This is a genomic window from Streptomyces sp. NPDC005931, from assembly GCF_042871235.1.
Classification (GTDB): domain Bacteria; phylum Actinomycetota; class Actinomycetes; order Streptomycetales; family Streptomycetaceae; genus Streptomyces.
In genome coordinates, this window is sequence record NZ_JBIAIG010000015.1 from 120,805 (window position 1) to 146,614 (window position 25,810).

A 25,810-nucleotide genomic window follows, 5' to 3' on the forward strand; every position below is an offset into this window, starting at 1 on the left:
CGGGGCGGGGGCCGGGTGCGGGAGCGGGGGTGTCGTGCGAGGTCATGACCCCCGCAGGCTACCTCTAGCGTCCGCGGAGGCGTCGTACGAGGATGCTGGCGTCCCCCCGGGTCTCGAGGTCGGCGAGGACCACCGCGACCGCCTCGCGGACGATCCGGCCGCGGTCCACCGCCAGCCCGTGCTCGCCGCGGAGCACGAGACGCGCGTGCTCCAGATCCATGAGTTCCTCGGCGGAGACGTAGACCGTGATCTTCTCGTCGTGCCGCTCCCGGCCGCTGGGCCGGCGCGCCGCCGCTCTCCCCCGCTTGCGCGGGCCGGCCGCCGCGGCGGAACCCTCCTGCGCCACCTGGCGCCGCGCGGGACGCTCACGGCCGCGGGACTCCCCGGTCTCGGCCGGCGCCGCGTCGGCCGCGACGTGCTCCGCACCCTCGCCGTCCCTGCCCTGCGCGGGCACCGACTGCGGCGCGTCCTCCAGCGCCGCCGCCGCGTCGCCCTCGCCCGCCGGAGCGGGGACCCGGGCCTCGCCGTTGGCCTGGCGCCGGGGGGTCGACGCCTGGAGGCCCATGCCCCCTGTCGTACGGAAGAGTTCGTCGGCCCCCGGCAGACTCACTCGGCGTGACACCGGGCGAGCACCTCCCTGGCGAGCTGACGGTAGGCGGCGGCACCGACGGAGTTGGAGGCGTACGTGGTGATCGGCTCACCGGCGACCGTGGTCTCCGGGAAGCGGACGGTGCGCCCGATGACCGTGTGGTAGACGTGGTCGTCGAACGCCTCGACGACCCGCGCGAGCACCTCACGGCTGTGCACCGTGCGCGAGTCGTACATCGTCGCGAGGATCCCGTCGAGCTCCAGCTCGGGGTTCAGGCGCTCCTGCACCTTCTCGATGGTCTCGGTCAGCAGGGCCACGCCGCGCAGCGCGAAGAACTCGCACTCCAGCGGCACGATCACCTTGTGCGCGGCGGTCAGCGCGTTGACGGTGAGCAGGCCGAGCGAGGGTTGACAGTCGATCACGATGTAGTCGTAGTCGTCCATCAGGGGCTTCAGCGCACGCTGGAGCGTCGACTCGCGGGCCACCTCGGAGACGAGCTGCACCTCGGCCGCCGACAGGTCGATGTTGCTGGGCAGCAGGTCCATGTTGGGGACCGCCGTCTTCAGCAGCACCTCGTCGGCCGCCATCCCCCGCTCCATGAGCAGGTTGTAGACGGTGAGGTCGAGCTCCATGGGGTTGACACCGAGTCCGACCGACAGCGCGCCCTGCGGGTCGAAGTCCACGAGCAGCACGCGGCGTCCGTACTCCGCGAGCGCGGCACCCAGGTTGATGGTCGACGTCGTCTTGCCGACGCCGCCCTTCTGGTTGCACATCGCGATGATCTTCGCGGGGCCGTGGTCGGTCAGCGGGCCCGGGATCGGGAAGTACGGCAGCGGGCGACCGGTCGGACCGATGCGCTCGCGGCGCTGACGCGCGGCGTCGGGCGCGAGCGTGGCCGCGTACTCGGGGTCGGGCTCGTACTCGGCGTCGGGGTCATAGAAGTGCCCCTCGGGCAGTTCGTCGTAGTCGGCGAAGTGGTTGTGGGGCGCGCCACTTCCGTCGCCGGCCATGGCGTTCACGTGATGGCCATCCATGCTCTGGTGTGCTGGTTGAGTCACCCCTGGAGTCCGGTGACTCTGATGGGCTGCGAAGGTGCGCACAGCGACGGAGCCGACAGCAGCGAACCCCGCAGGACTCTGGTCCCGTGCGGGCATTCCTGGTTGACCACCTCCGGGAGTAAATGTCGACTCATTCACAAGTCGTCTTACCTCCTTGGTGACCAGGAAACTTCTAGACAGGTCAGCGTGACACCATGCCGACGGTTGGCGACTCTATGGCGTGTCGGCGGTCCGCAGCAACACAATCCGCCGGACCCGGCCCGATGTGTCGGCAATGAAACATCCCGCTGTCAAGGGCGTACGGCCGTCGCACGGCAGGTTTCACCGGTGTGCGAATCGGTTGAAGGGTTACGTTCGAGGCGACTTGTCCCGGGATCGAGAAGTGACCTTACACACATGTGGCCGGACCTTGACGACAAGGCCCGGCCACATCCACGGCGTTGACGACCGATGTTGACGTATCGCCTTTGCCAATAGGTGACTTGATCGACTTACCGTACCGGCACCTCAGCCGAGCAGCGAGGCGAGCTCCACGTGCTCGAGGCCGTGGGCCTCGGCGACCTCCTTGTACACCACCTTGCCGTCATGCGTGTTGAGACCCTTGGCGAGCGCCGGGTCACGGCGCAGCGCCTCCACCCAGCCGCGGTTGGCGAGTTCGACGATGTACGGCAGCGTGGCGTTGGTGAGCGCGTACGTGGAGGTGTTGGGCACCGCGCCGGGCATGTTGGCGACGCAGTAGAAGACCGACTCGTGGACCGGGAAGGTCGGCTCGGCGTGCGTGGTCGGGCGGGAGTCCTCGAAGCAGCCGCCCTGGTCGATCGCGATGTCGACAAGGACACTCCCGGGCTTCATCCGGGAGACCAGGTCGTTGCTGACCAGCTTCGGAGCCTTGGCGCCGGGGATGAGGACCGCGCCGATCACGAGGTCGGCCTCCAGGCAGGCCTTCTCCAGCTCGAAGGCGTTGGAGACGACCGTCTGGATCTTCGTGCCGAAGATCTTGTCGGCTTCGCGGAGCTTGTTGATGTCCTTGTCGAGCAGGGTCACGTGGAACCCCATGCCGATGGCGATCTGAGCGGCGTTCCAGCCGGAGACGCCACCGCCGATGACGACGGCCCTGCCGGCCAGCACGCCGGGGACACCGCCGGGCAGCACACCGCGGCCGCCGTTGGCGCGCATCAGGTGGTAGGCGCCGACCTGCGGGGCGAGCCGGCCCGCGACCTCGGACATCGGCGCGAGGAGAGGAAGCGCGCGGCTGGGCAGCTCGACGGTCTCGTAGGCGATCGCGGTGGTGCCGGACTCCAGGAGGGCGTCCGTGCACTCCTTGGAGGCGGCCAGGTGCAGGTAGGTGAAGAGCGTCTGGTCCTTGCGCAGGCGGTGGTACTCCTCCGCGATGGGCTCCTTGACCTTCAGCAGCAGGTCGGCTTCGGCCCACACCTCGTCGGCGGTGGCCAGGATCTGCCCGCCCGCGGCGACGTACTCCTCGTCCGGGATGGAGGAGCCGACGCCGGCGCCGCGCTCGATGACGACCTGATGGCCGTTTCGCACCAGCTCGTGTACGCCGGCGGGGGTGATGGCCACCCGGAACTCGTTGTTCTTGACCTCGCGGGGGATGCCGACCTTCACGTCGATCACGGTCCTTGGCTCAGAGGGTATGGGATATCAGTACACATACCCGGGCACACATGGGCACACCGGGAGATACCGCAGGAGAAAGTGCGGCAGAGCCAGTCTAATGAAGGCGTTCCCGCTGTCTAGCCTTTCATTGCATCAATCTTCAGCGGATGGGCTGCGGATTTCGCAGGCGTTAGCTTCCTGTTCCGGCAAGGAGTCGTCCTGCCCTGCCCGCTCGGCCTCCTCGGCTTCCTCGGCCTCCTCGGCTTCCTCGGCTTCCTCGGCTTCCTCCTCCAGCATCCGCTCGGCAGTGCTCCGGTGCAGCGCGGCCGACGCCGGATCGCCGAGCCGGTCCAGGGTGTCGGCGAGCCGCAGGTGCAGCGCCGCCTGGAGCCGCGTGTCGTCCGCCCGCCGCGCCCACTGGACCGCGTCCCGGCAGGTGCGCAGCGACTCCTCGGGCCGGCCCGCGTACTCCTGCACCCGGGCCAGTTCGCTCAACGCCCGCGCCCGGGCGGCCACGTCACCGCTCTTGCGGTACACCGCGACGGCCGCCCGCCAGTTGCGCAGCGCCTCGCCGTAGCGGCCTGCGTAGGTGTGGGCGGCGGCGATCCGGCCGTACAGCCGGGCGGCGTCGGCGCGCTCGTCCCGGGCGAGCCGCTCGGTCAGGGCCCGGCCGAACCAGTCCGCGGCCCGGTCGAAGTCCCCGAGCTCCAGGTGGGCGCCCCCTACGGATTCCATCGCGCGGCCGGTCGCGTACGGGTCGTTCGCCTGGCGTCCGGCGTCCAGCGCGGCCCGGTAGCGCGTCAGCGCGTCGGCGGTGCGGCCGGTGCGGGCGTCGAGGTCGCCGAGGTTCAGCAGGGCCGCGGCCTTCTCCCTGGGCAGTCTCCGGCGCTCGGCCACGTCGAGCACCAGGCCGTGGATGCCGTACAGATCGCTCGCGACGGCCTGAGTGCCGAAATGGGCGACCATGGCCCGCACCAACTGGGACATCAGGCGCCGGGCCAGGGTGTCCAGCTCCCCGTCGGCGACCGCAAGCCGGGCCGCGGCCAGCAGGGCGGGCCGACGGATGCGCAGCCAGTCGGCCGCCGCGCGGGGGCTCGGGAAGCGCAGGGAGCGCGGCATGCCGAGGAGCTTCTCGCGCGCGTGGGGGCTGTCGGTCTCGGTGATCGCCCTGCAGGACTGGAGCAGCCGCACCGTCCGCTCCAGCATGCGGGCGCGGGCCAGCTGGAGCTCGGCGGGCCGCTCGTGGGTCTCGGCCAGGCCGCGCAGCAGGGGCTGGAGGCAGCTGGGCACCTCGTACTCCGGCAGCGGCGAGCGCACGGCGCGCAGCAGGCCGAGGGCGGCGAAGTCGTCCAGGGTGGTGCGGGCACCGCTGACCGAACAGCCGGCCAGGGCGGAGGCCGTGTGCGGGTCGACCAGGCCGGCCGGGGCCAGGCTGAGCAGGCGCAGGGTCCGGGCCGCGGTGGCGGGCAAGGAGGCGTGCACGAGGTGGAGGGCGCGGCTGACGGGCGTGCCCTCGTCGGTGTCGGTGTGCAGGTGCTTGGCGAGGTCGGCGACGGCGGACTTGGGCCGGGCGGCGAGCCAGCCGCCGGCCAGGACCAGCGCCGCGGGCTGCCCCTGGCACTCCTCGGCGAGGCCCTCGGCGGCCCGGGGGTCGACGGTGACCCGCACCGACCCGGTGGAGCGCGCCAGCAGTTCCACCGCGGACTTGGTGTCGAGGCCGCCCAGGGTGCAGGGGCGGACGTCCGGGATGCCTGTCAGCGGGCCCCCGGAGACGGCGACGACCAAGCTGTCGGGGCTGTCCGGCAGCAGCGCGTCCACCTGCTCGGCGTCGGCGGCGTCGTCCAGCAGGAGCACCGTCCGGCGGCCCGACAGGGCACCGCGCAGCGCCTCGGTGAGGTCGTCCTCGGCGGCGCCGGCCGGGGCGGGCACCTCCAGGGTGCCGAGCAGCTCCCGCGCGGCGCGCTCGACGGGCACGCGGGTGCCGTCGGGTTCGCTGAGCCGGGCGCGCAGCACGCCGTCGGGGTAGCGGTCGGCGACCTGCCGCACCAGTTCCTCGGCGAGGCTGGTGCGTCCGGAGCCCGGCCGGCCGGCGATGAGCAGTACGCGTGCGCGGGGGGCCTTGCGGCCCGAGAGGGTGTCCAGTCCGGCGCGCTCGATGTCGGCGCGAAGCTCCTTCAACTCCCTTGTCCGGCCCAGGAATCCGCTCTCCACGACCGCTTCTTCGGAGAGCTGCACGCCGTCTGCGTCCACCGCCTGATCCGTCACGGGCCACACTCCCGTCCCACCGCACGCGCAAGCCCGCCGGGACTCCGGATCGGGCGTTTCCAGAGCCTAGTTCACGCTCTGCTACGCACCGGGCGGAGCACGGCGGACGCGTCCCCCGATCGGATCAGCCGATGGTCACACCACAAGGGCGCGATCAGGGCACACGGAGGCATGGACGCGTATGGACCCTCGTGCACTGCGGCGGGCACGGACGGGTGCGGAGCTCGGGCACGCCGCTGCACGGACGGATCCGGACCTCGGCACACCCCGGCACGGACGGATCCGGATCGCGCACCCCGGCACGGACGGGTTCAGGCCTCGAACGGGCGGGCCGGCCAGGGCGCCGACGCCGGGCGCAGCGCGTCGAGCCCTTCCCCGGCGCGCGCGGCCACCAGCGAGAGGACGCCCACCACGAGGCAGTTGTTGTGCAACTCGCCGGCCAGGATGCCGCGGACCAGTTCCTCGACGGGCACCCGGGAGAGCTCCATGTCGGCTTCTTCGTCCTCGACCTCGAAGCGAGCGCCCTCCGCCTCGGACAGCCCCTGCGCGAGGAAGATCCGTACGGCCTCGTCGCAGCCGCCGGGGCTGGTGTAGACGTCGGTCAGCACCCGCCAGTCCTCGGCCTTGACGTGCGCCTCCTCGTACAGCTCGCGCTGGGCGGCGTGCAGCGGGTTCTCGCCGGGGACGTCGAGCAGGCCCGCCGGGATCTCCCACAGCTTGTGGCGCACCGGGTGGCGGTACTGGCGCAGGACCACGACACGGTCGGCGTCGTCGAGGGCGAGCACGGCCACGGAACCGGGGTGGACCTGGTAGTCGCGGTGGACCACGCTGCCGTGGGGCATGACCACGTCATCGGTGCGCACGGAGGTCTTGTTGCCCACGAAGGGCGTTCCCGTCGCCCGGATCTCCCACTCCTCCGGGGTGTCCTTGATCGTCATGCCTGTCCTTCCCGACGTACAGCGGTCGTGCGGATGCCCAGCGTGAAAAAAAGGGGCCGGGGTGCTCACCTTTTGAAGGTTCGCACCCCGGCAACCGTACAACTGGTGTGTTACTTAGAGATCTTCCGCTCGACCGCGGCCCTGACGAGGCCCGCGAAGAGCGGGTGCGGACGCGTCGGGCGCGAGCGCAGCTCCGGGTGGGCCTGGGTGGCGACCAGGTAGGGGTGGACCTCGCGCGGGTACTCCACGTACTCGACGAGCTTGCCGTCCGGGGAGGTGCCGGAGAAGACGATGCCCGCGTTCTTCTCGAGCTCCGCGCGGTAGGCGTTGTTCACCTCGTAGCGGTGCCGGTGGCGCTCCTCGACGTACTCCTTGCCGTCGTACACCTCGCGCACGATCGAGCCCTCGGCCAGCTTGGCCGGGTACATGCCGAGCCGCATGGTGCCGCCCATGTCACCCTCACCGGCGACGATGTCGAGCTGCTCGGCCATCGTGGAGATGACCGGGTGCCCGGTGGCCGGGTCGAACTCGGTGGAGTTGGCGTCGGCGATGTCCGCGAGGTTGCGCGCGGCCTCGATCACGATGCACTGCAGGCCCAGGCACAGACCCAGCAGCGGGATCCGGTTCTCGCGGGCGTAGCGGATCGCGCCGACCTTGCCGAGCACCCCCCGGTCGCCGAAGCCGCCGGGGATGCAGATGCCGTCGACGTCCTCGAGCTGCGCCTCGGCGCCGGCCGGGGTCTTGCAGTCGTCGGAGGTCACCCACTTGATCTTCACCCGGGCCCGGTTGGCGAAGCCGCCCGCGCGCAGTGCCTCGGTGACCGACAGGTAGGCGTCGGGCAGGTCGATGTACTTGCCGACCAGGGCGAGGGTGATCTCGTGGTCGGGGTTGTGGACGCGGTCGAGCAGGTCGTCCCAGGTCGTCCAGTCGACGTCCCGGAAGGGCAGGTCCAGCTTGCGGACGACGTAGGCGTCCAGGCCCTCGCCGTGCACGGTCTTGGGGATGTCGTAGATGGAGCGGGCGTCGGGGCAGGCGACCACGGCTGCCTCGTCGACGTCGCACATCAGCGAGATCTTCCGCTTGATCGCGGTGGGCACCTCGCGGTCGCAGCGCAGCACGATCGCGTCCGGCTGGATACCGATGTTCCGCAGCGCCGCAACCGAGTGCTGGGTCGGCTTCGTCTTCAGCTCTCCCGAGGGGCCGATGTACGGCAGGAGCGAGATGTGCACCACGAAGACGTTGTCGCGGCCGACCTCGTGCCGCACCTGGCGGACGGTCTCCAGGAACGGCAGCGACTCGATGTCGCCGACCGTTCCGCCGACCTCGGTGATCACGACGTCCACCTCGTCCGTCGCCATCCGGCGGATGCGGTGCTTGATCTCGTTGGTGATGTGCGGGATGACCTGCACGGTGTCGCCCAGGTACTCGCCGCGCCGCTCCTTGGCGATCACCGTCGAGTAGACCTGGCCTGTAGTGACATTGGCGGAGCCGTCCAGGTCACGGTCGAGGAAGCGCTCGTAGTGTCCGATGTCCAGGTCGGTCTCGGCGCCGTCGTTGGTGACGAAGACCTCACCGTGCTGGAAGGGGTTCATCGTGCCGGGGTCGACATTGAGGTACGGGTCGAGCTTCTGCATCACGACGCGCAGACCTCGGGCCTTGAGCAGCATGCCGAGGCTGGAGGCCGTCAGCCCCTTGCCGAGGGAGGAGGCGACACCCCCGGTGACGAAGATGTGCTTGGTCGTCGAGGAATTGGGCGGCATGGCCAAGAGGGGGCTCCCGTGGTCGCGGTCTGGGGGTGCGGTGCGGCTGCCTGCCGGGCGATTCCGGGGGGTGCCGCCGCTGCGGTTCGGGGGTTTTCTCGCCCACCGGTCCACGGGCTACCAGCGTATCAGCGCCGCGGCGGTGCGGCTTCCGGGCACGCTCCGCACCCGGTCCGCCACGGGTACGTACCTACGCACCGGTCCGTCACCGCCCGCTCACTCGTTCGGCGCAGTCGCGTTGTCCCGAGCGGCACACAGACCGTCTACGTGCGTCGTATCCTGCTCGGACACTCGCTGCCGAGCCCGGCCGGCCGAACGGCACCACCCACGCCCGTAAGTCCCGGAACAACGAGAGCTCGTCAGTTCGTTGAGCAACAATTGGCGCTTTGCAGACACGGCTGACCGACTGCTTTGCTTCACAGCTCAACGACGCATTGCACAAACCCCTTGACCGCACTAGCGACAACCCCCCTGCGGGGTGACGTGGCCGTTCGACTGGAGTTGCACGTGGCCGGGCGCATCGAAGACTACGCACTCATCGGAGACATGCAGACCGCCGCGCTGGTCTGCCGGGACGGCACGGTGGACTGGCTGTGCCTGCCCCGCTTCGACTCGCACGCCATCTTCGCCGGCCTGCTGGGCACCGAGGAGCACGGCTTCTGGCGCCTGGGTCCCGCCCACGCCTCCGACCAGCAGCCGCCCACCGCGGCCCGGCGCGGCTACCGCGGCGACTCGCTGGTCCTGGAGTCGGAGTGGGACACCCCGCGCGGCACGGTCCGAGTGACCGATTTCATGCCCCCGCGTGACGGCGCCCCTCAGCTGATCCGGATCGTCGAGGGCGTCTCGGGCCGGGTGCCGATGCGCTCGGCGCTGCGGATGAGGTTCTCCTACGGCCGGGTGGTGCCGTGGGTGCACAAGCACGAGGGCCGCACGGTCGCCGTGGCGGGACCGGACTCCGTGTGGTTCGACACACCCACCGAGACCTACGGCAAGTCGCTGACCACGTACGCGGACTTCACGGTCGCTCCGGGTGACCGGATTGCCTTCACCATCTCGTGGCAGCCCTCGCACAAGGAGCCGCCGCCGCTGCCGGAGCCCGAGCAGTCGCTCGAGGCCACCGAGGACTTCTGGCGCGAGTGGGTCGAGCACTGCACGTACCACGGCCCCTACCGCGAGGCCGTGGTCCGCTCGCTCATCACGCTGAAGGCGCTCACCTACGCCCCGACCGGCGGCATCGTCGCCGCGCCCACCACCTCCCTGCCGGAGGACATCGGTGGCGTCCGCAACTGGGACTACCGCTACACCTGGCTGCGGGACGCCGCGATCACCCTGTCCTCGCTGCTGCGCACCGGCTACCGCGAGGAGGCGCGTGCCTGGCGCGAGTGGCTGCTGCGGGCGGTGGCCGGCGACCCGGAGAACCTGCAGATCATGTACGGCATCGCCGGTGAGCGCGAGCTCGGCGAGGCGGAGCTGGACTGGCTGCCCGGCTACGAGAACTCCGCCCCGGTCAGGGTGGGCAACGGCGCCGCGCACCAGCTCCAGCTGGACGTCTACGGCGAGGTCACCGAGGCCCTGCACCTGGCCCACATGACCGGCCTGGCCCGCAACGACTACGCCTCCCTGCTCCAGCTGAAGCTGATCCGCTACCTGGAGAAGCACTGGCAGGAGCCGGACGAGGGCATCTGGGAGGTCCGCGGCCCGCGCCGCCACTTCGTGCACTCGAAGGTGATGGCCTGGGTCGCCGTCGACCGCACCATCAAGCTCATCGAGTCCGGCGACGCCGACGGGCCGCTGGAGGAGTGGAAGCAGCTGCGCGACGACATCCACCGGGACGTGTGCGAGAAGGGCTACGACAAGGAACGCAACACCTTCACGCAGTCCTACGGCTCGAAGGAGCTGGACGCCTCCCTGCTGCTGATCCCGCAGATGGGCTTCCTGCCGCCCGACGACAAGCGGGTGATCGGCACCATCGAGGCGATCCAACGCGAGCTGTCCACGCCCGACGGGTTCATCCTGCGCTACCCGACCGAGGGGGAGCACGAGGGCGTCGACGGTCTGCCGGGCGACGAGGGCGCGTTCCTCGCCTGCTCGTTCTGGATGGCCGACGACCTGGCGATGATCGGGCGCGTCGACGAGGCCCGCAGGCTGTTCGAGAAGCTGCTGTCGCTGCGCAACGACCTCGGGCTGCTGGCGGAGGAGTGGGACCCGCGCCTCCAGCGCCAGGTGGGCAACTTCCCTCAGGCGTTCAGCCACGTGCCGCTAATCGACACGGCCCTGCGGCTGACGGCCTCGGGGGCGTACGGCGGCTGACGGCCTCCTGCCCGTACGGGGCCGGCCGGGGTCCGGCACCGCGCCGCCGCCCCGCTCCCCTCGCCCGGGGCATGACGGGGGCACCACGCGCGGAGGTGCCCTGCTGCCTCCAGCGCGGGTAGCGTCCGGCTCATGGACAGCGGCAGGAACAGCGCGTACGGCACTCAGGGCGCCGGGATCACCGTGCAGCGGGCACTGGAGCTCCCCGGACTGCGCAGCGGACTGCCGGAGGTCGTGGCCGGGGCCAACCGGTTGCACCGCACGGTGCGCTGGGTGCACGCGGGCGAGGTGCCCAACATCGCCTCGCTGCTCAAGGGCGGCGAGCTGCTGCTGACCACCGGCTACGGCCTCGGCACCCGCCCGGCCGACCAGCGGGCGTTCGTGCGCACCCTGGCCGACCGGGGCATCGCCGCCCTGGTCGTGGAGCTCGGCACGCGCTTCACCCGGCTGCCCGCCGCCCTCGTGGACACCGCGCGGTCAGCCGGGCTGCCCCTGGTGCAGTTGCACCGCGAGGTGCCGTTCGTGACGGTCACCGAGGAGATCCACACCGAGATCGTCAACGGCCACTACGCGCTGCTCCAGCGTGCCGAGGAGGTGCACCGGCGTTGCACCGAGGCACTCCTGGGCGGTGGCGGAGTCCCCCAGGCCCTGGCCGTCCTGGCCGACTTCACCGGCAACCCGGTCTTCCTGGAGACGACCGACGGCCAGTTGCTGTACGCCGCCGGGGCGGGCCCCGAGGGCGCGGACCCGCTCCAGGTGTGGGAGGGACTGCGCGCCCAGCACAAGGACGCCCCACCGGCCGGATCGGTGCTGGTCGACGTGCCCGGCGGAGGGCCCGGCAGCGGAGGCGTCCGGGCACGGCTGGTGCTGCTGCCGGTGCGGAACCCGCCCGAGCCGGTGCACCGCATGGCGGCCGAGCGGGCGGCGGGCCTCCTGGCCGTGGTGCTGATGCAGGCACGCCAGGAGGAGGAGCTGGCGGCGCGCGGACGCGGCGACTTCCTGACCGATCTCGCCGAGGGCCGGGTGAGTGCCGATGCCGCGCCCGCGCAGGCGCGCGTGCTGGGTTTCAAACCGGGTGACGGCCCGCTGCTGCCGGTGGTGATGCGGCTCGGGGAGTCCCTGGCCCCGGACGCGGGCGGCTGGGCGGTGCTGGCCCGCGCGGTCGGCGAGGAGCTGGCCTCGGTGGGGGTGCCCGTACTGCTGGGCGTGCGGCCCTACGAGGGGCGGGTGCCGCTGCTGCTGGGCCTGCGTTCGGAGTCGGAGCGCCCGGCGGTCGCGGACCGGGTGGCCGCCGCGCTGCGGGCCGGTGTCGAGCGGGCCGGGATGCTGCGGCCGGGGACACGGCCGCCCGTGGTGGTGGTCGGGGTGGCCGGCGGCTGGGCGGCGGCCTCGGCGGGACTGCGGCACGCGGCGGAGACGGCGACCGCGGCCCAGGGGACGGCCGACCGTCCCTGGTACGACGCCCGGCGCCTCGACATCGACCTGTTGCTGTGGCGGCTGCGCGACCACCCGGACCTGGCGGCCTTCGTGGACCGTGCGATCGGCCCGCTGCGGGACCACGACCGGCGCTCCAGGCCGCCGCTGCTGCCCACCCTGGAGACGTATCTGGCACACGCGGGACGCAAGGCGGAGACGGCCCGCGAACTGCACCTGAACCGGCAGACGCTCTACAACCGGCTCGCCAGGATCGGGGAGTTGCTGGGCACCGACCTCGACGATCCGCACACGGTCCTCGCCCTCGGCCTGGCCCTGCGCGCCCGGCGGCACGTGCCCTGAACCACCGGGGGCCGTCAGACCATCGGCCGAGGCTGGGTCAACTCGTCGTAGATGCTGAGAACTTGGGTGACGGTCTCGTCCTCCGTCGGCCAGGTGGCGGCCTGCCGAACGCCCTTCTCCCTGAGCAGCTCGCGGCGTTCGGGGTCGATCAGCAGCCGCGCCACCGCGTCGGCGAGCGCACGGGCGTTGCCGTACGGCACGAGTTCGGCGGCGTCGCCCACGAGTTCGGGAATGCCGCCGACGCGGGTCGCGACGAGCGGCACGCACGCGTGCAGGGCCTCCTGGGCCAGCGGCGAGCGCGCCTCCCAGCGGCTCGGCAGCACCGCCAGGTCGGCGGCGGCGAGCAGTTCGGTGATGTCGTCGCGCCGGCCGATGAGCCGGACCGGCAGTTCCTCGGCCTCGATCCGCCGCTGGAGCTCACCGCGCAGCGGCCCCTCCCCCGCGATCACCAGCAGGGGCACGGGGTCAAGGCGGCGCCAGGCGTGGGCGGCGTCGAGCAGGGTGCGGTAGCCGCGGTGCCGTTCGAGTGCTCCGACGGCGATCAGCAACGGGCGGCACATCGCGCCGAGTTCGGCGCGGACCTTGGGGCGCAGCCCGTCGGGGTCCTCCGGATCGACGGACGCTCGGGTGCCGGGGAGCGCCACGGCGGCCAGCCGCGCGTCCCGCGCTCCCGTGCGGCGGGCGCGGTCGACGAGCGGCGAGGTGGTGCCCAGCACCACGGTGGCCGCCTTCACGACCCGTCGTTCCAGCAGCCGCAGGAAGTGTGCGCGCGGCCCGTCGGCGTGCGCCCGGTCGTGCCAGGTGACGACGAGCGGGATGCGCTTGCCGCTGAGGGCGAGCGCGGCGCGGAAGGAGGCGTGCAGTCCGTGCGCGTGCACGAGGTCGGCGTCCGCGCAGGCGGCCCGCAGTGCGGCCACCGAGCCCGGGTCGCTGCTGCGCGGGACGTGCACGTGGTCGGCGCCGACGGCCGTGAAGCCGTAGGTGTGATCCGCCTCGTAGGGGGCGCACACCGTCACCCGCACGCCCCGCGCGACGAGCCCCGCGGCCAGCGAGCGCACGTGCGCACCGCCGACGGCGTTGCCACCGCCCAGCACCTGCACGGTGCTCAGCGGTGCGTGGCTGTTCACGGGGGTCACGTGGCCGGGCTCCTGGTTCGGGTCGGGCGGTCACGAAGAACGTACAGAAGGGTCGGGCGGAGGGGGTGTACCGCGCGACTTCCTGCGCGTACTCCGTCAAGGATGCCAGGGCGGGCGGGGGTTCCGGGAACGCCGGGAACGACGTCCGGCCGCAACACCCGAACATGTCACCCACACGAGTGACGGAGGGCACGGTTCCGGAGAACGCGGTGGTCCCGGAGAACGCGGCAGTCCCCGTGGGCCTCCGCGTCCCTCAGACGTCCGCCCGTGCCGTCGCCAGGAGTTCCTCCGCGTGGGCCCGGGCCGTCTCCGAGTCCTCCTGGCCGGCCAGCATCCGGGAGAGCTCCCGGATCCGCTCCTCGCCTTCGAGGACCTTCACACCGGACCGGGTGACCGACCCGTCGTTGGTCTTCTCCACCAGCAGCTGCCGGTCGGCGAACGCGGCCACCTGGGGCAGGTGCGTCACGACCACCACCTGCGCGGTCTTCGCCAGCCGCGCGAGCCGCCGTCCGATCTCCACCGCCGCCTTGCCGCCGACCCCCGCGTCGACCTCGTCGAAGAGATACGTCGGCACGGGGTCCGTGCCCGCGAACACCACCTCCACGGCCAGCATCACGCGGGACAGCTCACCCCCGGACGCGCCCTTGGCGATGGGCCGGGGCGGTGCCCCGGGGTGCGGGGCCAGCAGCAGCTCGACCTCGTCCACACCCGACGGCCCGTAGGCGACCGTGCGTCCACCGACCTCGACGCCCTCGGGGTCCTCGGTCCGGCGGATGTCGAACGACACGCGCGCGTGCGGCATCGCGAGCGAGGCCAGCTCGGCCGTCACGGCGGCGGCGAACCGCTCCGCCGCCTCGGCCCGCGCCTGCGACAACACCTGTGCGAGTCCGCCCAGTTCCGCGCGCAGCGCGTCCCGCTCGGCGGTCAGCTCCTCGATCCGCTCGTCGTCGCCGTCGAGTTCGGTCAGCCGCGCGGCACTCCGCTCGGCCCACTCCAGCACCGCGGCCACGTCCTCGCCGTACTTCCGGGTGAGCGCGGTGAGGGCGGCCCGCCGCTCCTCCACGGCCGCCAGTCGCAGCGGGTCGGCGTCCAGGTCGTCGGCGTACCCGGCCAGCTCCCCGGCGACGTCGCGCAGCAGGATGCCGATCTCGCCGATCCGGTCGGTGAGCGCCGCCAGCGCCGGATCGTGCGCCCGGACCGCCTCGAGGGCCCGCTGGGCGCCCGCGACGAGCGTCCCGGCGTCGACGCCCTCGGGGTCCTCCGGGTTGCCCGCGAGCGCGGCGTGCGCGGCGGCGGCTGCGGACGCGAGCGCCTCGGCGTGGCCCAGCCGCTCGGCCTCCTCCGCGAGCTCCGCGTCCTCGCCGGCCCGCGGCTCCACGGCGGCGATCTCGTCCAGCCCGAAGCGCAGCAGGTCGGCCTCCTGGGCCCGCTCCCGGGCACGCGTGGTGATCTGCTCGAGCTCGGTGGACACGGCCCGCAGCCGCTTGTACGCCTCGCTGTACTTGGCGAGCGGCACGGCGACCGCGTCCCCCGCGTACCGGTCGAGCGCCTGCCGCTGCCGGGACAGCTTCAGCAGCCCCTGCTGGTCGGTCTGCCCGTGCACCGCCACGAGATCGTCGGCGAGCTCGGCGAGCAGCCCCACGGGCACGCTCCGCCCGCCCAGGTGCGCCCGCGAGCGCCCCTCGGCGGACACGGTACGGCTGATCAGCAGCGTCCCGTCGTCCAGCTCGGCCCCGGCCTCCTCGGCCCGTACGACGGCCGTGGCGTCCCGGGACACGGCGATCCGCCCCTCGACGACCGCGTTCTTCGCCCCGATCCGCACGAGGGCCGCGTCCGCCCGTCCGCCCAGCAGCAGCCCGAGGCTGGTGACCACCATGGTCTTGCCCGCACCCGTCTCACCGGTGACGGCGGTGAAGCCGGGGGACAGCTCGACGACGGCGTCGTCGATGACTCCGAGCGACCGTATCCGCATCTCCTCTAGCACGCACCCGACCATACGAGGTTTCGCACGTGCCGTGCGACGCCGCCCCGCCCACCCGGTGCCGCCGCAGGCTCGTGACCCGTCGACGGAGTCACTCGCCGAACGGGCGTTCCCCTCCGCAGTGGGGATGTTCCGGTCTTATCCGTCCTGGACGATTCCGGATGCGTTGCTCCCAAAGGCGGGGGCCGAAAGGTGGGCATCCGAAAGGCGAGGGCCGAAAGGCGGGGTTCCGAAGGCGGCGGCAGCAAGGGCGGGGAGGGGAGCCCGCGCCGGGCCGTGCCTAGTGCGGCGCCCCCCGCCACCCGGAGACCGGCAGCGCGAACTTCGCCACCAGCCGGTCCGTGAACGACGCGTGATGCAGCCGGGCCAGCCGCACCGGTACCGCACCGCGGCGCACCTCCACCCGCGCACCCGGCGGCAGCTCCAGCGTGCGCCGGCCGTCGCACCACAGCACACCCGGCGGGACGTGCGGCAGCACCTCCACCGCCAGCACCGAGTCGGGGGAGGTGACCAGCGGCTTCGCGAACAGGGCGTGCGCGCTGATCGGCACCATCAGCAGCGCCTCCACCTCGGGCCACACGACGGGCCCGCCCGCGGAGAAGGCGTAGGCGGTCGACCCCGTCGGTGTCGCGCACACGATGCCGTCGCAGCCGAAGCCGGTGACCGGCCGCCCGTCGATCTCGAGGACGACCTCCAGCATCCGCTCCGCTGACACCTTCTGCACGGCCGCCTCGTTCAGCGCCCAGTCGGTGTGCACGATGTCGCCGTTGCGGTGCACCACGACATCGACGGTCATGCGCTCCTCGACCTCGTACGCCCTGCTCACCACCCGGTCGACGACCTTGTCGAGGTCGTCCCGCTCGGCCTCGGCGAGGAAGCCGACCCGGCCCAGGTTGACCCCCAGCATGGGAACCCCGGAGGCGCGGGCGAACTCGGCACCGCGCAGCAGCGTGCCGTCACCGCCGAGAACGATCAGCAGCTCGCAGTCGTCCAGGCACTGCGGGGTGGCCTCGCGGACGGTCTCCACCTCGTCCGGCAGCGGCAGGTCCCGCGCCTCGGCCTCCAGCACCCGCACCCCGAGCCCGGCGCGCAGCAGCCCCTTGACCACGAGCTCGGCGCTGCGAATGGCCGCGGGCCGCCCGGTGTGGGCCAGCAGGAAAACAGTACGAGCTCGGTTCTGTGTCAACGCGGCCCCTCCGCCACAGCACGGTCAACGTCGGCCGGGTCCAGTTCCGGAGCCCCGGCCCGCAGCCACAGGAAGTATTCGACATTTCCCGAGGGTCCGGGCAGCGGACTGGCCGTGACCCCCCTCACGCCGAGCCCCAGCTCCCACGCCTTCCCGGCCACGCCCCGCACGGCCTCGGCGCGCAGCTGCGCGCTGCGGACCACTCCCCCGCTGCCGAGGCGCTCCTTGCCCACCTCGAACTGCGGCTTGACCATCATCACCAGGTCGGCGTCCGGCCGCACGCACCGCTTCAGGGCGGGCAGGACCAGCCCGAGCGGGATGAAGGACAGATCCCCCACGACAAGATCCACAGGCTCCCCATCGATCGCATCGAGCGTCAACTCCCGTACGTTCGTACGGTCTTTGACGGTGACGCGTTCATCATTACGGAGAGACCAGGCGAGTTGTCCGTATCCGACGTCCACGGCGACCACGTGCGCGGCCCCGGCCCGCAGCAGCACGTCGGTGAAGCCGCCGGTGGATGCGCCCGCGTCCAGCGCTCGCCGCCCCTGGACGACGAGACCGAGGGGAACGAAGACCTCCAGGGCCCCGGCGAGTTTGTGGCCGCCGCGCGACACGTAGTCCGGGTCGGCCGCGTCGTCGGCGACGACGATCGCGGCGGCGGTCTCCACCTGAGTGGCGGGCTTGGTCGCGACGGTCTTGCCGACGGAGACCCGCCCGGCGGCGATCAGCTGGCCGGCATGCTCGCGCGAGCGCGCGAGCTTGCGGCGGACCAGTTCCGCGTCGAGACGGCGGCGTGCGACTCCTGCCACGTTCGGTTCAGCTCCCCTGTCTGTGGTACGTCGAATCGGATGCGTGGCCCGAAGGGCCTCGTGGGGGGGTGGTGGTCGGGTGACCGGTGGGCACCGGAGGTCCCGGGCGGGCGTCGAGCGCGGTGAGCGCGTCGCGCAGCCCCCGGTGCACATCCTCGTACACCTCGACATGGCCGTCGGTGGTGAGATGGTCGGCGTCGGCCAGCCGCCCCAGGTGGGCGTCCACCTCGGCGTTGCCGGTGGCCGTGCGCGGCACGCCCAGGGGGGCGGGGCCGGCGGGGTCGTACCCGGGCGGCCGCTGCGGGTCGGCGTGCTCCGCCTGCGGGGCGGGCACCTGCGGGGCCTCCGTCTCCGGCACTGCGTCGTTCATGGCCCCGACGCTACCGCGAACGGCTGCGGTACCGTCGTCCGCGATGGCCACGATCGAGGAGTGCCGTGCCGCACTCGACAAGCTTTCGGACACCATGCAGCACGCCGAGGGGGACGTCCGCGAGGCCGCCGCGATGGATCGCTCGGTCAGCTGCCACATCACGGACCTGGACACGACCTTCGCCGGCCGGCTCACCGGCGGCCGGATCGAGGTGCACGACACGTTCCGGGGACCCCCGCGCGAGAAGGCGCAGATCCGGCTCGCGATGAAGGGCGACGACCTGGTGGCCCTGGTCGAGGGCGAGCTGCACTTCGCCAAGGCCTGGGGCTCGGGCCGGGTGCGGCTGGACGCGAGCCTGCGTGACGTGTTCCGGCTCAGGAAGCTCCTGTAGCGCCGACCCTCTCCTGGACCCTTTCGGCCCCCGCCCGCGCCTTGCGGGCCGCCGGCACCACCAGGGGCGTGCCCGTCTCCGGGTCGTCGATGACCTGGCAGCGCAGCCCGAAGACGTCCTCCACGAGACCGGCGGTGACGATGTCGTTCGGCGCGCCCTGGGCGATCACCTCGCCGCCGCGCAGGGCGATGAGGTGGGTGGCGTAGCGGGCGGCGTGGTTGAGGTCGTGCAGCACGGCGACGAGGGTGCGCCCGTGCTCCTCGTGGAGTTCCGCGCACAGGTCCAGCACGTCGATCTGGTGCTGGATGTCCAGGTAGGTCGTCGGCTCGTCGAGCAGCAGCAGCGGCGTCTGCTGGGCGAGCGCCATGGCGATCCACACGCGCTGGCGCTGTCCGCCGGAGAGTTCGTCGACGTAGCGCTCGGCGAGTTCGGCGACGCCGGTGCGGGCCATCGACTCCTGCACGACCCGCTCGTCCTCGGCCGACCACTGGCGCAGGATGCCCTGGTGCGGGTAGCGGCCGCGGCCCACGAGGTCGGCGACGGTGATCCCGTCGGGCGCGATCGACGACTGGGGCAGCAGGCCGAGCGTGCGGGCGACCTTCTTGGCGGGCATCGACTGGATCACCTGCCCGTCGAGCAGCACCCGGCCTTCGCTGGGCCGGAGCATCCGCGACAGCGCTCGCAGCAGCGTCGACTTGCCGCAGGCGTTGGGGCCGACGATCACCGTGAAGGAATGGTCCGGTATCTCCACCGACAGCTGCTCGGCGATGACGCGCTGGTCGTAGGCGAGGGTGACGTTCTCGGCGGACAGTCGGTTCACGGTGCTCCTTCGGTTGTTCGGCCCGCTGGCCGCGCTGCTCGTGTCGTGGCGGGCGCTCATATCCGGCCCGCCCTGCGCTCCGTGACCAGCAGCCACAACAGGTAGACGCCGCCGAGTACGCCGGTGACCACGCCCACGGGCAGCTGGTCGGCGCCGAACGCGCGCTGCGACACCCAGTCGGCGGTCAGCAGCAGGGCGGCACCCATGCACAGCGACGGCACGAGGTTGGGCCCCGGCGAGCGGGTCAGGCGCCGGGCGAGCTGCGGCGCGGTGAGCGCGACGAAGCTGACCGGTCCGGCGGCGGCGGTGGCGGAGGCGGTGAGCAGCACGGCGGACACCATGAGCAGCAGCCGTACCCGCTCCACGCGCACCCCGAGGGCGTACGAGACGTCGTCGCCCATCTCCATCATCATCAGGCCGCGGGAGTTGGCGAGGACGAGCGGCACGAGAACGGCGCACAGGGCGAGCAGCGGCCAGACCTGCTCCCAGTCGCGGCCGTCGAGGGAGCCGGTCATCCACACGACCGCGCGGGCCGCGTCGACGATGTCGGACTTGGTGAGCAGATAGCCGTTGACCGCCGTGACGATCGCGGAGACGCCGATGCCGACCAGGACGAGCCGGTATCCGTGCACGCCCCGCTTCCAGGCGAGCAGGTAGATGGCGAACCCGGTCACCAGGCCGCCCGCGAGCGCACCGGCGGCGACCTGGCCGGCGGACCCGGAGAACAGCACGATCATCGTGAGCGCTCCGGCCGTGGCGCCCTGTCCGAGGCCGAGGACGTCCGGACTGCCCAGCGGATTGCGGGAGATGGCCTGGAACAGCGCGCCGCCCAGGCCGAGCGAGGCACCGACCAGCAGGCCGACCAGGACCCGGGGCAGCCGGAGTTCGGTGACGATGAACTCCTGGCCCGGGTCGCCCTCGCCGACCAGGGTCCTGAGCACGTCGGCGGCCGGGATCGGGAAGTCGCCGGTGCCGATGAGCACCACGCTCGCGGTGAGCGCGGCGAGCACCAGCAGCACGACGACGGTGAGGGCCCGCACGTCCAGCCGGACCGACAGGCCGCCGGGGGTCCGCACAGCACGGTTGGTCTTCACAGCTGGGCCGTCCTCCGCCGTCGTACGAGAAAGATGAACACCGGACCGCCGATGATCGCGGTGACGATGCCGACCTGGAGTTCCGCGGGCCGGGTCACGATGCGGCCGATGACGTCGGCGCCGAGGAGCAGCACGGGCGACAGGATCGCCGCGTAGGGCAGGATCCAGCGCAGGTCGGGTCCGGTGAAGGAGCGCACGACGTGCGGCACCATCAGCCCGACGAACATGATGGGGCCGCAGGCCGCGGTCGCGGCGCCGCACAGCACGGTCGCGGCGAGCATGGACAGCGCCCGGGTGCGGTTGAGGTCGGCGCCCAACGCCTTGGCGGTGTCGTCGCCCATGGCCATGGCGTTGAGCGGCCGGGCGAGCGCCAGCGCCAGCCCGAAGCCGACGAGCAGGAACGGCAGCACCTGGGTGACGGTCGCGTCGTTCGCCGAGGACAGCGAACCCACCGTCCAGAAGCGCATCTTCCCGAGGGCCGCGTCGTCGAGGATCATGATGGCCTGGAGATAGCCGTACAGCGCGGCGCTGATGGCGGTGCCGGCGAGCGCGAGCCGCACCGGTGTCGCGCCCCGGCTGCCGCCGAGGAACCACACCAGCGCGCCGACCGCCGCGGCACCGGCGAACGCGAACCACACATAGCCGGACAGCGAGGTGACGCCGAAGAAGGTGAGCGCGGTGACCACGGCCGCGGACGCGCCCGCGTTGATGCCGAGCAGTCCCGGATCGGCCAGCGGGTTGCGGGTGAGCGCCTGGAGCACCCCTCCCGCCAGGCCCAGCGCGGCGCCGACGAGCAGTCCGAGGACGGTGCGTGACAACCTGTCCGCCACGACGACGTCGCCGTAGTTGCCCGAGTCCTCGAACAGGCCGTGCCAGACCTGCTCCAGGGTCAGCTCCTTCGCCCCGACCGCGATGCTCGCCAGGGCGACGAGCAGCAGGATCACGACGGAGACGAGCAGCCCGAGGACGCGTACGGCATGGCGGCTTCGGGGCGCGGGGGCAGTGTCCGCGCGCGGTTCGGGAGGACTGTCGACCAACACCCGGTTAGGTTAGCCTACCCTCCTAATCGTCGACGCTCCCCGGTCTCTCTCACAACCCGAGCCGGGCCAGTGCCTTCCCGCCGTCCAGCTCGCACGCCCCGTCCCCGGCCGCGGTCCACGCCGCCGCGCACAGCGCACGCAGACCGTCCAGCGCGGCGCCCTCACCCCGGAGTTCCAGTCCCTGCCCGGCGACGGCGCTCGCCGTCCAGCCACCGCACCGGAACCCGCCGTCCGCCTCGGCGACCTCGGGCTGGCCGGTGAGCATCCCGCGCAGATCGGCGTCGACGTACGTCGGCCGGTGCTGCGGCGGCGCGGCGAGCAGCCGGGCACCGTCGGTCACCCCGGTCAGTACCAGCAGCGAGTCGACACCACCGTTGAAAGCGCCCTCGATGTCGGTGTCCAGCCGGTCCCCCACGACCAGCGGCCGCCGGGCCCCGGTCCGCAGGATCGTCTCCCGGTGCATCGGGGGCAGCGGCTTGCCGGCCACCTGCGGCTCGGCGCCCGTGGCGATCCGTACGACCTCCACCGCCGCGCCGTTGCCGGGGGCGATGCCCCTGCCGCTGGGGATGGTCAGGTCCGTGTTGGACGCGAACCACGGCACGCCGCGCGCGACGGCGTAGGACGCCTCCGCGAACCGCCCCCAGGGCAGTTCCGGCCCGCCGTAGCCCTGCACGACCGCCGCCGGGTCGTCGTCCGCCGACTCCACGGGCACCAGCCCGCGTTCTCGCAGCGCCACCCGCAGCCCCTCGCCGCCGACCACCAGCACCCGGGAGCCCTGCGGCACCTGCTCACCGATGAGCCGCGCCACCGCTTGCGCGGAGGTGATGACGTCGGATGCGGCCGCCGGTATCCCGAGCTCGGTCAGATGGGCGGCCACGGCGTCCGGGGTGCGCAGCGCGTTGTTCGTCACGTACGCGAGGTGCATGCCGCCCTCACGGGCCGTCGCCAGCGACTCGACGGCGTGGGCGATCGCGCTCCCGCCCGCGTACACCACCCCGTCGAGGTCGAGCAGCGCCGTGTCGTACGCCTCGCTCAGGGGCTGCCCACTGCTCTCGGGCCTCGTCCTGACGCTCGGGCTCATTCCGCATCGCTCCTCGTTCGACGGCTTTCCCCCGATCATGCCCCATGGGTGCGGCACCCGTACGATGCCGGGATGAACACAGCAGGTCACTCGGAAGCAACGGCGCGCCGAGGCCTGGAACTCACCCCGTTCCGAGGCCTTCGCTACGATCCCGACCGGGTCGGCAGCCTGGCCGCCGTGACCTCCCCACCGTATGACGTCGTCGTCCGTCCTGACGGCCTGCACCACCTCCAGTCCGCCGACCCCTACAACATCGTCCGCCTGATCCTGCCCGAGGCCGACACACCCGAGGCCCGCAACGCCCAGGCCGCCGACACCCTGCACCGCTGGCGCTCCGACGGCGTCCTGAGCGCGGACCCCGAACCGGGCCTGTACGTCTACGAACAGCACGACGGCGACGGCATGCTGCAGCGCGGCATCATCGGCGCCCTGCGCGTCTCGGACCCGGACGAGCGACTGGTCCTGCCGCACGAGGACGTCATGCCGCACGTGGTCGCCGACCGTGCGGCCCTGATGCGCGCCACGTCGGCGAACCTGGAACCGCTGCTGCTGACCTACCGCGGCGAGGACTCGGCGAACGCCACGGCCGATCTGATCGAGCGCGTCGCCGGGAAGCCCCCGCTCCTCGCCACGACCACGGAGGACGGCTTCCGGCACCGCCTGTGGTCCGTCACCGACCCCGGCGACCTGGCCGCGGTCCGCGGGGAGTTGGCCGGCCACCAGGCCCTCATCGCCGACGGCCACCACCGCTGGGCGACCTACCGCCTTCTGCGCGCGGAACACTCCTCGCCCAGCCCCTGGGACCACGGCCTGGTCCTCCTGGTGGACACGGCCCGCTATCCGCTGCGCGTCCGCGCCATCCACCGTCTCCTGCACGGCCTGCCGGTCGCGGACGCCCTGGGCGCCCTGCACGGCCTGTTCCGCGTCCGGCGCGTGGACTCCGCGCTGCCCGCGGCCATGGACGCGCTGGCCGAGGCGGCCGACACGGGCAACGCCTTCCTCCTCGCCGGTGACGGTGCCTTCCACCTCGTGGACCGCCCGGACCCGGACCTGCTGGCCCGCACCGTCCCGACCGACCGCCCGGTGGCGTGGCGCACCCTGGACGCCACGGTCCTGCACGCCACACTCCTGGAGCACCTCTGGCGCATCCCCGAGGACTCGCCCGCGCACATCGCCTACATCCACGACACGGCGGCCACCGTCGAGAAGGCCGAACGCGACGGCGGTACGGCCGTCCTGATGCACCCGGTGCACGAGGAGGTCGTCCGCGACCTGGCCCGCCAGGGCGTCACCATGCCGCGCAAGTCGACGTCCTTCGGGCCGAAGCCGGCTTCGGGCCTGGTCCTGCGCGCACTCGACCTGTGACCCGCTGACCTGTCAATACGCCGAAGGGGCGGGCCCGTTCCCGGACCCGCCCCTTCACACATTGCCGTCGCGCCGGACGCCGGCGTCAGTCCTCGTCGTCGTCCTCGTCCGCGGAGCCGTCGGTGTCGCCGGCCCGGTCGTCGACCTCGCTGTCGCTCTCCTCGCGCTCGTCGAGGGCGTCCACGAACTCCACGCCGTCCAGCTCGGCGAGCCGGTCCGAGGCGTCCGTGCTGCCGTCCCGGTCGGCCTCCACGGCCTTGGCGAACCACTCCCGCGCCTCGTCGACCCGCCCGGCGGCGAACAGGGCGTCGGCGTAGGCGTACCGCAGCCGCGCGGTCCACGGCTGTACGGAGTTGGACGCCAGCTCCGAACTCTGGAGCGTCACGATGGCCGCGTCCAGCTGCTCCATGTCGCGCCGGGCGCCGGCCGCGACGAGCCGCATCTCGACCTGCCCGGCCTTGTCCAGTTTCTGCACCTCGGGAGCGCCGGCCATGTCCAGCGCCTTCTCCGGCCGCCCGAGGCCACGCTCGCAGTCGGCCATGACGGGCCACAGGTCCACGGTGCCGGTCATCCGCCGCGCGGCCCGGAACTCGGCGAGCGCCTCGGCGTACTTCTGGTTGGCGTACGCGGCGAAACCGGCGGCCTCCCGCACGGCGGCGACGCGCGAGGCCAGCCGTAGGGCCACCCTGGAGTAGCCGTAGGCGCCCTCGGGGTCCTCGTCGATGAGCCGGGCGACCATCACCAGGTTCCTGGCGACGTCGTCCGCGAGCGTCTTGGGCAGGCTCTGGAGCTCCTGCCGCACGTCCTTGTCGATCTCGTCGCCGGTGACGTCCTCGGGGATCGGCAGCCGCTTGATCGGCTCGCGGTCACGGTCCCGCTCCTCGCGGAACCGGCCACCGCCGCCGTGCCGGTCGTCGCGGCCCCGGAATCCGCCGGGCCTTCCCCCACGGTCGTCGCGCCGCGGCCCACGCTCCCGGTCGTCCCGCCCGCGGAACCCGCCCCGGTCACCACCTCGGCCGTCCTCACGGCGGAACCCGCCCCGGTCACCACCTCGGCTGTCTTCACGGCGGAACCCGCCGCGCTCGCCGGCGCGGCTGTCGTCCCGACGGAAGCCACCGCGATCGTCACGTCCGCCCCGGTCACCACGGTCGTCACGGCCGCGGAAAGCGCCTCGGTCGCCACCGCGGTTGTCATCCCGCCGGAAGCCACGGTCGCGCTCGCCGGCGCGGCTGTCGTCCCGACGGAAGCCACCGCGATCGTCACGCCCGCCCCCGTCACCACGGTCGTCACGGCCCCGGAAATCGCCACGCCCGCCGCCACGGCCCTCGTCACGCCGGAAGCCGCCGCGGTCACCTCGGTCGCCCCGGTCGTCACGGCCACGGTATCCACCGCGGTCGTCACGGCGGCTGTCGTCGCGACGGAAGCCACCACGGTCACCACGGTCGAAACCACCCCGGTCGCCCCGGTCTCCGCCGTGGCCCCGGTCGTCCCGCCCACGGAACCCGCCGCGCTCGCCACGGTTGTCGTCCCGGTCGCGGAAGCCACCCCGCTCACCACCGCGGTTGTCATCACGGCGGTAGCCGCCGCGATCACCGCCCCGGTTGTCATCCCGTCGGCCGTAACCACGGTCGTCGTCGCGACGGAAGCCGGAACGCTCGCGCTCACCGTCGCGCCGGTCGTCCCGCCGGTCGTCCCGACGGTCATCCCTGCGGTCGTCCCGGCCGCGGTAGCCACCGCGGTCACCGCCGCGGTTCTCCTCACGCCCCCGGACGCCGCCCCGTTCCGGCCGGCCGCCACCGCGGTCGTCCCGACGGAACCCCCGCTCACCGCCCCTGTCGCGATCCCTGTCACGGTCACGGTCGTCACGGCGGAAGGAAGGACGGTCGCCAGGACGGTCGCCGTCCCTGCGGAATCCTCGGTCGCGATCGCGGTCGTTGCTCCGACGCGGGCCGCCGCGCTGGCCGCCACGGTCGGAACGGTCACCACTGTCCCGTCGCCGCTGATCGCGCTCCGGTCGGTCGTCGGGAGAGTTGGTGGACATCGGTGACTCCTGTCTTCGGTACCGCAAGCATAAAGAAAAAAGGACCCCTGGTCCCAGCTGAACGCTGGTGACCAGGGGTCCTTCCAAAGATTGTTCGGCGGCGTCCTACTCTCCCACAGGGTCCCCCCTGCAGTACCATCGGCGCTGTAAGGCTTAGCTTCCGGGTTCGGAATGTAACCGGGC

At 72.5% G+C, this 25,810-nt stretch carries 21 protein-coding genes and 1 rRNA gene; 5 read left to right on the forward strand and 17 right to left on the reverse strand.

What is annotated here, in order from left to right; all coding sequences use genetic code 11:
* Positions 1-64 precede the first annotated feature (64 nt).
* The 6 genes from ACFYOV_RS28305 to ACFYOV_RS28330 form a co-directional block, all read right to left on the reverse strand.
* Positions 65-622 carry a hypothetical protein gene (locus tag ACFYOV_RS28305; protein WP_389092303.1) on the reverse strand — a complete coding sequence of 186 codons (558 nt, stop codon included), beginning with the start codon at positions 620-622 and terminating at the stop codon, positions 65-67.
* Positions 607-1,743, reverse strand: coding sequence for a ParA family protein (locus ACFYOV_RS28310; protein WP_389092306.1), 1,137 nt, complete (start codon positions 1,741-1,743; stop codon positions 607-609). The genes ACFYOV_RS28305 and ACFYOV_RS28310 overlap by 16 nt, the downstream gene beginning before the upstream one ends.
* A 411-nt stretch (positions 1,744-2,154) precedes the next feature.
* Positions 2,155-3,279 carry an alanine dehydrogenase gene (gene ald, locus ACFYOV_RS28315; protein WP_389092307.1) on the reverse strand — a complete coding sequence of 375 codons (1,125 nt, stop codon included), beginning with the start codon at positions 3,277-3,279 and terminating at the stop codon, positions 2,155-2,157.
* A gap of 135 nt (positions 3,280-3,414) precedes the next feature.
* A complete protein-coding gene (locus tag ACFYOV_RS28320) occupies positions 3,415-5,526 on the reverse strand; it encodes a tetratricopeptide repeat protein (RefSeq protein ID WP_389092310.1) in 2,112 nt (703 codons plus the stop codon).
* Between the two features lie 311 nt (positions 5,527-5,837).
* Positions 5,838-6,464: an NUDIX domain-containing protein gene (locus ACFYOV_RS28325; protein ID WP_389092312.1), complete on the reverse strand. Its 627-nt coding sequence runs from the start codon at positions 6,462-6,464 to the stop codon at positions 5,838-5,840.
* Between the two features lie 110 nt (positions 6,465-6,574).
* Complete coding sequence (locus tag ACFYOV_RS28330; protein ID WP_389092315.1) at positions 6,575-8,224, reverse strand: CTP synthase; 1,650 nt, start codon at positions 8,222-8,224, stop codon at positions 6,575-6,577.
* A 507-nt stretch (positions 8,225-8,731) separates the two neighbouring features.
* On the opposite strand from ACFYOV_RS28330, the gene ACFYOV_RS28335 reads away from it, so the two are divergent.
* On the forward strand, positions 8,732-10,534 hold the full coding sequence (locus ACFYOV_RS28335; protein WP_389092349.1) for a glycoside hydrolase family 15 protein: 1,803 nt from the start codon (positions 8,732-8,734) through the stop codon (positions 10,532-10,534).
* Positions 10,535-10,666: 132 nt separating this feature from the next.
* Complete coding sequence (locus ACFYOV_RS28340) at positions 10,667-12,310, forward strand: PucR family transcriptional regulator (RefSeq protein ID WP_389092317.1); 1,644 nt, start codon at positions 10,667-10,669, stop codon at positions 12,308-12,310.
* A gap of 14 nt (positions 12,311-12,324) precedes the next feature.
* Here ACFYOV_RS28340 and ACFYOV_RS28345 read toward each other — a convergent pair whose 3' ends face one another.
* The 5 genes from ACFYOV_RS28345 to ACFYOV_RS28365 all read right to left on the reverse strand — a co-directional run bounded on the left by ACFYOV_RS28345 (position 12,325) and on the right by ACFYOV_RS28365 (position 17,795).
* Positions 12,325-13,446, reverse strand: coding sequence for a glycosyltransferase family 4 protein (locus tag ACFYOV_RS28345; protein WP_389092319.1), 1,122 nt, complete (start codon positions 13,444-13,446; stop codon positions 12,325-12,327).
* A 253-nt stretch (positions 13,447-13,699) separates the two neighbouring features.
* Positions 13,700-15,442: a DNA repair protein RecN gene (gene recN / locus ACFYOV_RS28350; RefSeq protein ID WP_389092322.1), complete on the reverse strand. Its 1,743-nt coding sequence runs from the start codon at positions 15,440-15,442 to the stop codon at positions 13,700-13,702.
* A 265-nt stretch (positions 15,443-15,707) separates the two neighbouring features.
* Positions 15,708-16,613, reverse strand: a complete 906-nt coding sequence (locus ACFYOV_RS28355; protein WP_389092324.1) for an NAD kinase — start codon at positions 16,611-16,613, stop codon at positions 15,708-15,710.
* Positions 16,610-17,425 (reverse strand): TlyA family RNA methyltransferase, encoded by an 816-nt coding sequence (locus ACFYOV_RS28360; protein WP_389092326.1) that lies wholly within the window; start codon positions 17,423-17,425, stop codon positions 16,610-16,612. The genes ACFYOV_RS28355 and ACFYOV_RS28360 overlap by 4 nt, the downstream gene beginning before the upstream one ends.
* 7 nt (positions 17,426-17,432) lie before the next feature.
* A complete protein-coding gene (locus ACFYOV_RS28365) occupies positions 17,433-17,795 on the reverse strand; it encodes a hypothetical protein (RefSeq protein WP_389092328.1) in 363 nt (120 codons plus the stop codon).
* 43 nt (positions 17,796-17,838) lie between these two features.
* Between ACFYOV_RS28365 and ACFYOV_RS28370 the strand changes: the two genes are divergently transcribed.
* Positions 17,839-18,186 (forward strand): sterol-binding protein, encoded by a 348-nt coding sequence (locus tag ACFYOV_RS28370; RefSeq protein WP_389092331.1) that lies wholly within the window; start codon positions 17,839-17,841, stop codon positions 18,184-18,186.
* Here the strand turns inward: ACFYOV_RS28370 and ACFYOV_RS28375 are convergent.
* From ACFYOV_RS28375 to ACFYOV_RS28390, 4 genes are read right to left on the reverse strand one after another with little or no spacing between them, the layout of a single operon-like run.
* A complete protein-coding gene (locus ACFYOV_RS28375; RefSeq protein WP_389092333.1) occupies positions 18,170-19,066 on the reverse strand; it encodes an ABC transporter ATP-binding protein in 897 nt (298 codons plus the stop codon). The two genes, ACFYOV_RS28370 and ACFYOV_RS28375, sit on opposite strands and share 17 nt — an antisense overlap.
* The gene (locus ACFYOV_RS28380; RefSeq protein ID WP_389092336.1) at positions 19,063-20,100 is read right to left on the reverse strand and encodes a FecCD family ABC transporter permease; all 1,038 of its coding nucleotides are present in this window, start codon (positions 20,098-20,100) and stop codon (positions 19,063-19,065) included. Before ACFYOV_RS28380 ends, ACFYOV_RS28375 begins: the two co-directional genes overlap by 4 nt.
* Entirely contained in the window at positions 20,097-21,140 is a 1,044-nt protein-coding gene (locus tag ACFYOV_RS28385) for a FecCD family ABC transporter permease (protein ID WP_389092338.1), read from the reverse strand. Before ACFYOV_RS28385 ends, ACFYOV_RS28380 begins: the two co-directional genes overlap by 4 nt.
* Positions 21,141-21,189: 49 nt before the next feature.
* Positions 21,190-22,221, reverse strand: a complete 1,032-nt coding sequence (locus tag ACFYOV_RS28390; RefSeq protein WP_389092340.1) for an HAD-IIA family hydrolase — start codon at positions 22,219-22,221, stop codon at positions 21,190-21,192.
* Between the two features lie 72 nt (positions 22,222-22,293).
* Between ACFYOV_RS28390 and ACFYOV_RS28395 the strand changes: the two genes are divergently transcribed.
* On the forward strand, positions 22,294-23,586 hold the full coding sequence (locus ACFYOV_RS28395) for a DUF1015 domain-containing protein (protein WP_389092343.1): 1,293 nt from the start codon (positions 22,294-22,296) through the stop codon (positions 23,584-23,586).
* 85 nt (positions 23,587-23,671) lie between these two features.
* Here the strand turns inward: ACFYOV_RS28395 and ACFYOV_RS28400 are convergent, their stop codons facing one another.
* The gene (locus ACFYOV_RS28400) at positions 23,672-24,433 is read right to left on the reverse strand and encodes a tetratricopeptide repeat protein (protein WP_389092352.1); all 762 of its coding nucleotides are present in this window, start codon (positions 24,431-24,433) and stop codon (positions 23,672-23,674) included.
* 57 nt (positions 24,434-24,490) lie between these two features.
* Here ACFYOV_RS28400 and ACFYOV_RS28405 point away from each other — a divergent pair, with 57 nt between their 5' ends.
* A complete protein-coding gene (locus ACFYOV_RS28405) occupies positions 24,491-25,633 on the forward strand; it encodes a hypothetical protein (protein ID WP_389092354.1) in 1,143 nt (380 codons plus the stop codon).
* An 86-nt stretch (positions 25,634-25,719) separates the two neighbouring features.
* Here ACFYOV_RS28405 and rrf read toward each other — a convergent pair.
* Positions 25,720-25,810, reverse strand: a 5S ribosomal RNA gene (rrf, locus tag ACFYOV_RS28410); the annotation flags it as partial.